This is a genomic window from Cyanobacteriota bacterium, from assembly GCA_027618255.1.
Classification (GTDB): domain Bacteria; phylum Cyanobacteriota; class Vampirovibrionia; order LMEP-6097; family LMEP-6097; genus JABHOV01.
In genome coordinates this window covers 1-7,126 of sequence record JAQCFG010000082.1, presented here as the reverse complement: position 1 = coordinate 7,126, position 7,126 = coordinate 1, and the positions used below count along the sequence as shown (strand labels likewise).

The 7,126-nt window shown below is 39.2% G+C and carries 10 protein-coding genes; 6 read left to right on the top strand and 4 right to left on the bottom strand.

The features are described from left to right. Both O3C63_09100 and serS read right to left on the bottom strand, forming a co-directional pair. On the bottom strand, nucleotides 1-239 hold a 239-nt coding region (locus O3C63_09100; GenBank protein ID MDA0773085.1), incomplete at its 3' end, for a hypothetical protein. 181 nt (nucleotides 240-420) lie between these two features. Then, nucleotides 421-1,698, bottom strand: coding sequence for a serine--tRNA ligase (gene serS, locus O3C63_09095; protein MDA0773084.1), 1,278 nt, complete (start codon nucleotides 1,696-1,698; stop codon nucleotides 421-423). 47 nt (nucleotides 1,699-1,745) lie between these two features. On the opposite strand from serS, the gene O3C63_09090 reads away from it, so the two are divergent. Both O3C63_09090 and O3C63_09085 read left to right on the top strand, forming a co-directional pair. Continuing rightward, a complete protein-coding gene (locus O3C63_09090) occupies nucleotides 1,746-2,468 on the top strand; it encodes an RsmE family RNA methyltransferase (GenBank protein ID MDA0773083.1) in 723 nt (240 codons plus the stop codon). A 125-nt stretch (nucleotides 2,469-2,593) separates the two neighbouring features. Then, entirely contained in the window at nucleotides 2,594-2,929 is a 336-nt protein-coding gene (locus tag O3C63_09085; GenBank protein MDA0773082.1) for a hypothetical protein, read from the top strand. A 137-nt stretch (nucleotides 2,930-3,066) separates the two neighbouring features. On the opposite strand, the gene O3C63_09080 is transcribed toward O3C63_09085, so the two are convergent. Beyond that, entirely contained in the window at nucleotides 3,067-4,080 is a 1,014-nt protein-coding gene (locus tag O3C63_09080; GenBank protein ID MDA0773081.1) for a DHH family phosphoesterase, read from the bottom strand. A 97-nt stretch (nucleotides 4,081-4,177) separates the two neighbouring features. On the opposite strand from O3C63_09080, the gene mazG reads away from it, so the two are divergent. The 4 genes from mazG to O3C63_09060 are packed head-to-tail and all read left to right on the top strand — an operon-like array spanning nucleotide 4,178 to nucleotide 6,742. After that, nucleotides 4,178-5,035, top strand: coding sequence for a nucleoside triphosphate pyrophosphohydrolase (mazG, locus tag O3C63_09075; GenBank protein MDA0773080.1), 858 nt, complete (start codon nucleotides 4,178-4,180; stop codon nucleotides 5,033-5,035). Beyond that, complete coding sequence (argF, locus tag O3C63_09070; protein ID MDA0773079.1) at nucleotides 5,029-5,925, top strand: ornithine carbamoyltransferase; 897 nt, start codon at nucleotides 5,029-5,031, stop codon at nucleotides 5,923-5,925. The genes mazG and argF overlap by 7 nt, the downstream gene beginning before the upstream one ends. Nucleotides 5,926-5,927: 2 nt before the next feature. Then, complete coding sequence (locus O3C63_09065; GenBank protein MDA0773078.1) at nucleotides 5,928-6,320, top strand: nucleotidyltransferase domain-containing protein; 393 nt, start codon at nucleotides 5,928-5,930, stop codon at nucleotides 6,318-6,320. Beyond that, complete coding sequence (locus O3C63_09060; GenBank protein ID MDA0773077.1) at nucleotides 6,317-6,742, top strand: DUF86 domain-containing protein; 426 nt, start codon at nucleotides 6,317-6,319, stop codon at nucleotides 6,740-6,742. Before O3C63_09065 ends, O3C63_09060 begins: the two co-directional genes overlap by 4 nt. Here O3C63_09060 and O3C63_09055 read toward each other — a convergent pair. Continuing rightward, the coding region (locus O3C63_09055; GenBank protein MDA0773076.1) for an FAD-dependent thymidylate synthase at nucleotides 6,739-7,126 on the bottom strand (388 nt) is incomplete at its 5' end. The genes O3C63_09060 and O3C63_09055 overlap by 4 nt on opposite strands.

The following is a 7,126-nucleotide window of genomic DNA, read 5'->3' as shown; positions in this document are numbered from 1 at the left end:
AACATATCATTCTTAAGTACATCTTCTGATCTCAATGCATAGTTAGTTTTTCTTGCTTTTGCAACAGCTGCAGATTCTAATGAACTTGTTTTAAAACCATCATTAATATAAAGAGGAGCTAAACCACCTGCTATCATTACAGAACGTTCATTGATTTTTTTACCAACGCCCGTGGCGTCAGTAATACTCGCTTTAAGTGGGCTGAGTTTATCAAATTTGATATTGTTACCGTATTCCATAATTTCTTTCCTGTTCCTTAGAGTTTCTGCGAAAGTTCCCTTTATCTTTACTAACGGAACTAGTGCGCCGCACCGTTCCGACCTTTTTTGTGTCGACATCACTAGCAAAAAGGGTTTTTGCAGGATGTCTATTATACTAATTAAACAGTAACTTGATTATGGCTAGGTTAAGACAGTGATTTTAAACCTCTATTTTCTCTAAATTACCGAGATAAGGTCTCAAAACCATTGGCACAGTGACCGAACCGTCTTGATTTTGGTAGTTCTCCAGGATGGCAGCGACTGTTCTGCCAACAGCAAGCCCAGATCCATTGATTGTATGAACAAGCTCGGCTTTGCTCTTACTGTCCCTTTTGAAACGGATTTGCGCTCTTCTAGCTTGGAAATCTCCAAAATTGGAGCAGCTAGAAATCTCTCTATACTTGGCTTGTCCAGGAAACCAAACCTCTAGGTCGTAGCACTTGCTAGCACCAAAGCCCATGTCACCTGTGCAAAGTAGCATTGTGCGATAAGGAAGTTTGAGTGCTTGCAAGAGTGACTCGGCATCGTTTGTTAGCTTTGCGTGTTCTGCTGCACTATCTTCTGCTTTGCAAAGTTTGACTAATTCGATTTTATTGAATTGATGCTGTCTAATAATGCCCCTTGTGTCTTTAGATGCTGAACCAGCTTCTGATCTGAAATTAGGAGTGTAAGCGCAAAGATAAATTGGCAGATCATCTTCGCTGAGAATTTCGTCTCTATAAATATTAGTGAGCGGGACTTCGGCTGTTGGAATTAAATAAAGATCTTCATTTTCTACTTTGAAAATATCCTCTGCAAATTTGGGTAATTGTCCCGTACCATAGAGTGATGCGCTATTAACTAAGATCGGCGGCACACATTCTCTGTAACCATTTTGACTAGCTTGATCCAGAAAGAAATTAATTAATGCTCTTTCTAATTTGGCGCCATGCTTTTGTATTAGCGTAAATCTACTTTTGGCAATTTTGACACCACGTTCAAAATCAAAAATATCTAAGTTCTTGCCGATCTCATCGTGCTCTAAAGCGGTGAAATCAAAACTAGGAATCTCCCCCCATTTGCTGACTTCTTGATTAGCTTCTTCATTTGCACCTACGATTAAATCCTCAGCAGGTAAATTAGGAATCCCTTCAAGAATCGCTATTTGTTGATTGAATAATTCTGGTTCTTTATCGGAGATTGTTTGCATTTTGCTTTTGATTTGAGCGAGTTCTTGCATCTCAGCATCAGCAGCTTGTCCTTGAGATTTTTTGACTCCTACTGCTTTAGAAAGTTGGTTGCGCTTGGTTTCAAGTTCTTGTTTCTCTTGAAGCGCCGCTCTGTGTTCTATATCAATTGCAATAATTTGGTCAATCTTGGCTGCAAGACTAGTATCCCTTCTGGAGAGAAGTTCTTTGACTTTATCTGGTTCTTTTCTAATTAGCTTGAGATCGAGCATGGGCTATATTATAACTTATGCATTATAATGACGCTATAATCTAATCTGTGCGCAATTATAGATTTACTATTGCAGCTGATGATCAGCTAGATACGGTAACAAAGAGAATTAGAGTGCTCAATGCAGACTTGTTGCATCAAGTCAATAATGTTGTGCGTCTTAAGCCAGGACACAAAGAAGAGCTGTCTATGATTGATGGTTCGGGCAAAGTATTTCATGTGACGATGCTTGAAGCTAGTAAGCAAGAGCTCTTATTTGAGATTAATCAAGAAGAAGAATCTCAACGAGAACTCAATTGCCAGTATTGTTTTTATATTCCTGTCATTAAACCAGAGGCTTTTGCTTTTATGCTGCGCAAGCTTGTTGAACTGGGCGTGCAGAAATTTGTACCGGTGATTTTTAGTAGAAGCCAAAAACAATATATAGAAGCAATCAAAAAACAAGGCAAGCGTTTTGAAAAAATAATTCAAGAAGCTACAGAGCAGTGTGAAGGAGCAAAATTTGCAGAATTGACAGAATTGATCTATTTTGATGATATTAAAGCTAGTTCAGAACAAAACTATTTTGCCAATGAAAGATTGGCTAACCAAGAAGCTGCTAATAGTTCTAAGAAGTCTTGTAGATCTATAACTTTGTTAGTTGGTCCAGAGGGAGGCTTAACGGAGCCTGAAGTCGAGCATTTAACTAGTATTGGCTTTGAAGCGAAGGGCTTGGGACCAAGATTATTGATGGCGGAGACTGCTGCTATAGCTATGTTTTGCTCTTTATGAGTTTTATTTAATAAAAAATATTCGTTATTACAATAATACTTAACCGTCTCTAAACCATCTAGGCCTATAAGACTAGTACGAAAGCAGTACAGAGAAATTACTGATGTTTTCACTGGGGGGTAAGTATGTACGAAGCGGATTTTACTATCCAGGATCACTTGGATCCAGGGTTGTTATTGGAGAGGTTTTTATCAGATTGTCAGTCTATCGTTGATAAAGTTGAAGTAGATGATTACACCTATTCGTATATGGCGGACACGATTGCCGCAATATACTATTACAGGGAGTACAATAGCTCAGATGAGTTTATTGTCGAGAACGATAATTTCTTGGATGAAGAGCGAAGGGAGTGGGTCAAGTATATGTGGAGGACATTAGATACAATGAGCGATCAGCAAAGAGCTGATGTCATTATTGAGTCTTTAACGCAAATACCAGCCCAGTTTGTAGCCGACGGCTAAAACTAAATATATAACAATTTTCTTGTGGGGGAGGGAGTCTAAGTTTACTTAGGCTCCCTTATTTTTTGTTGGTCATTGCAAGGAGTGCGAAGCAGGACGCGGCAATCTAATGCAAAAATTCTAGCTATAACTATTGTCTATGAATTAGATTGCTTCGTTATGATTGCAATTACTTTTTCTTTCAATTCATCCATTGTACCAGCGTCAATATTGAATCCAGCCGCTCTTGCATGACCACCACCATTGATTTGCGAAGCGATCTTGGAACAATCAAGCTCTTCAATGGCGCTTCTCAAGCTGCCTTTGTAGTGACCAGCTTGTTTGGCTTCACGCAAATATAAACATCCTTGAATATCTTTGATACGCATAATGTGATCGACGATCTCATCGGTGTCTTCGTCTTTGGCTGATAGTTTTGTAAGTTCTTCTTTAAGAGTGTAAGTATAAGCGAGTGTGAGTCCTGGTTTGATCTCGATTAGTTCTAGTTTGTCGAGCGCTGCTCCAATGATTTTGATTGCACGAAATGGCATTTGATTAAAGAGTCCATGATAAAGCTTGCTTGGCTCTGCTCCTTGCTCAACTAATTGAGCTGCCCAAGTGAAGACACTAGAGTTGGTGTTGCTGTGCATAAAGCCACCGGTGTCTGTTAAGAGAGTTATATAGTAGAGGCTGGCAAGATCGACATCCGTTGTAATAGTTTTACCTGACTCAGTTAGCGCATTAGCGAGTTCTTTGACTACTTGCCCGGTGCAAGTAGCGTTGGGGTCAACCCAATTGAGATCACCATAAAGTGGATTAGAAAGATGATGATCAATATTGCAAGTGATTTTGGCTCTTGACCAAATCTCACCGGCGCTTCCTAGCCTAGCAACGGAACCGCAATCACAACTAAAACTCATGTCATATTCTTGCAAGATATCTATATCAGTGTCTTGCGAGCAAGTGACTTTGTTTTGTCCAGGAAAAAACCTATAAATATCTGGAACTTGATCGTGCATCACTCTATCTACTCTAGTGACGCCGGCTTGTTCAAGTACTTGAGCTAATGCGAGCATCGATGCGAGGGTATCTCCGTCTGGGTTAACGTGGGAAACTACTACTGCGGTTTTGGCAGAGAGTATGGCTTTGACTATGTCTTGGCTTTGGGTCATGGCTTTATTCTAGCAAACCTTGAGTCATTGCGAGCCTCTATGGTGTTGACACGCCCTTCCGGCTCGCAATGACGGTTGAAATGTTATGATGTAGCTCATGAAAGAAATCGATAAATTTCTCAAAACAATCGAAGAAATTAGAGACCCAAAGAAGGGTTGTGTTTGGAATCTCAAACAGAGTCATGGTTCACTCAAACGATATATGCTCGAAGAGTCCTATGAAGCGCTTGAAGCTCTAGACCTAGTGGAAGAATCAAATGGAGCAGCTGGTTTTGACAACCTCAAAGAAGAGCTTGGTGATCTTCTATTGCAAATAGTTTTGCATTCGCGTATTGCTGAAGAGAATGGACGCTTTAGTTTTGCTGATGTCGTCAATAGTATTGATACCAAGATGATCAAAAGACATCCGCATGTTTTTGCTAGTGATGCAGCTGGAACAACTGAAGAGGTTGATAAATTATGGGACGCAGAAAAAGCCAAAGAGAAAAAAGCTCGGCAGGGACTCTTTGAGGGTATTCCAGTCAATATGCCTGCTTTAGCGAGAGCTTGGAAAATATCCAAGAAGGCGGTTACAGAGAGCTTTGAGTGGGACGAAGAAAACAAACTTTGGGGGCAGCTTGATTCAGAAGTTCGCGAGCTTCAAGAAGTGATTGAGAATTATAGATTGGATACTGGCAAGGATCCATACCAAGATGGCTACGATAATGAACGAACCAGGATAGATGCTGAGCTTGAGCTCGGGGATATTTTGTTTACTGTTGTTAATATCGCTAGATGGTACAAGATTGATCCAGAAGATGCCTTACGTAGGGTAAATAATAAATTCATTGATAGGTTTACTGTTATGCAGGATTTGTGCAAAAAAAGAGGGCTTATTATGAAGGAATGTGATGTAGATACCTTGGAAGGACTATGGTCTGAAGCCAAAATAATGTTAGGATCTACAGTATGGTAAAGAATTTCTTGAGTATAAATGATGTCAACAAAAAAGAGCTACTTGCTCTTTTGGACCAGGCTGCAGAACTTAAAAAAGATCTCAAAAAGGGCAAGGATCAGACCAAGTTACTCAGGGGTAAATCACTTGGTTTGATTTTTGAAAAGCCAAGCTTGCGTACTCGTATTAGTTTTGAAGTTGGCATGAAACAACTTGGTGGTTCGGTGCTTGTACTTAATAGTAGTGAGATTCAAATCGGTGAGCGCGAAGCTCGCTCTGACGTTGCCAAAGTAATGTCACGCTATCTTGATGCTTTGATGATTAGAACCTTTGGTCATGAAGTTCTAACTGAGACAGCTAGCTTTGCTAGTATCCCAATTATCAATGGACTTAGTGACTTGGAGCATCCTTGCCAAACCATGGCAGACTTGCTCACTATCAAAGAGCATTTTGGTAGTTTCAAGGGACTGAAGATCGCTTATATTGGTGACGGTAACAACACTGTACATTCATTGATGCTTGCATGCACCAAGTTAGGCATCCAAATGTCAGTAGCTTCTCCTCTTGAGTATGAGCCTAAAGAAGAGTTTAGATCTAAATTCACCACGATCACACATAGTGTCGCTGAGGCAACTCAAGATGCAGACGTCGTCTACACCGATGTTTGGTCTAGTATGGGACAAGAAAGAGATGCTGTTAGGCGCAAAAAAATATTTTCTGGTTATCAAATTAGCATGAAGCTTTTAGATGAATATGCAAAACCAGAAGCAATAGTTTTACATTGTTTGCCTGCTCATCGTGGTGAAGAGATTACAGCAGAAGTAATTGATAAACACGAAGCTACAATACTTAATCAAGCAGAAAATAGACTGCATGCACAGAAAGCTATTTTGCTTAGTTTGATGAGTTGATTATGGACTATAGGAAAATAATTAAAGAGCAATTTGAAAACGATGATGATTTGTTTGCTGTGATACTTTATGGTTCCATAGTCAATAATGAGCTGCATGATAAAAGTGATATTGATATTGCTTTTTTACCTAAGAACAATGATTTTGACCGTAGAGCCAAATATAGTCAATTGCATGATATTGATAGAAATCTTGACATTGTCAATCTCAAGAAGATTAACCCTACTCTTGGGATGCAAATTATAAAGAATCATGAATTGTTGATAGTAAATGATCTTGCTGAGTGGGAAGCATGGAAGACACAGGTTTTAACGCAGTACCATGACCTGAAAATATCGAATCGTAATATAATTAAAGATCTGGGTAAATATAGTCCATTGGAGAAAAATTCATGAACATTGATTTGGATTTAATTCACGCTAAAATACGTAATATTCAAAACTGCCTCAATAGTATAAAAAAATATACTAGAGATTTTGATCTTGATAGTCTTGATGAAATTATGGTTCAGGATTCAGTAATTATTAATGTTGAAAGAGCTTCTCAAGCTTGTGTTGATATTGCTTCACACATTGTTTCTAAGAAGGCATTAGGTGTTCCATTGTCGATGGGTGATGCTTTTTATTTGCTCTATAATAACGAGTATATTAGTTCCAAAACTTGGAAACAAATGAATAAAATGGTAGGCTTTCGTAATGTAGCTGTGCATGAGTATGATGTATTGGATATTGATATACTCAAGTCAGTAATTAAACATAATTTAGTTGATTTTGAGAATTTCTACAAAGAAATCTTAACTAGTGTCTCTGTTGATTAATTATTCTTGGCAGCTGCTTTAAGCTCAGCGAGTTTGATTGCTTCTTGCGCTTCTTCTGCTCTAAGTTCTTCAAAACACTCAATTGCAACAGGGAATCTTTGCTTCACTAGTTCTAATGACGCTTTGGCGTATTGTTGGATTTCCCATTGTGCGTCGCTCGGTGCGCGGAGTATGTACCAGTGCATGTAGTTGCGTAGGTTGACGGTGGTAATAAATTCTGTGTGCGAACCGACAGGAAGGATCCCGCGTGCTTGCTCGCGGCAAACGCCAATCTCTAGAAGTTTGTTGTAAGACTCAACAGCTTTGCTGTAAGCGTCTTGGTAGATTTCGGCAGCTAGGTCTTGATTAAGATCTTGAGCTTCAACACTTGCTTGTTTGTTTATT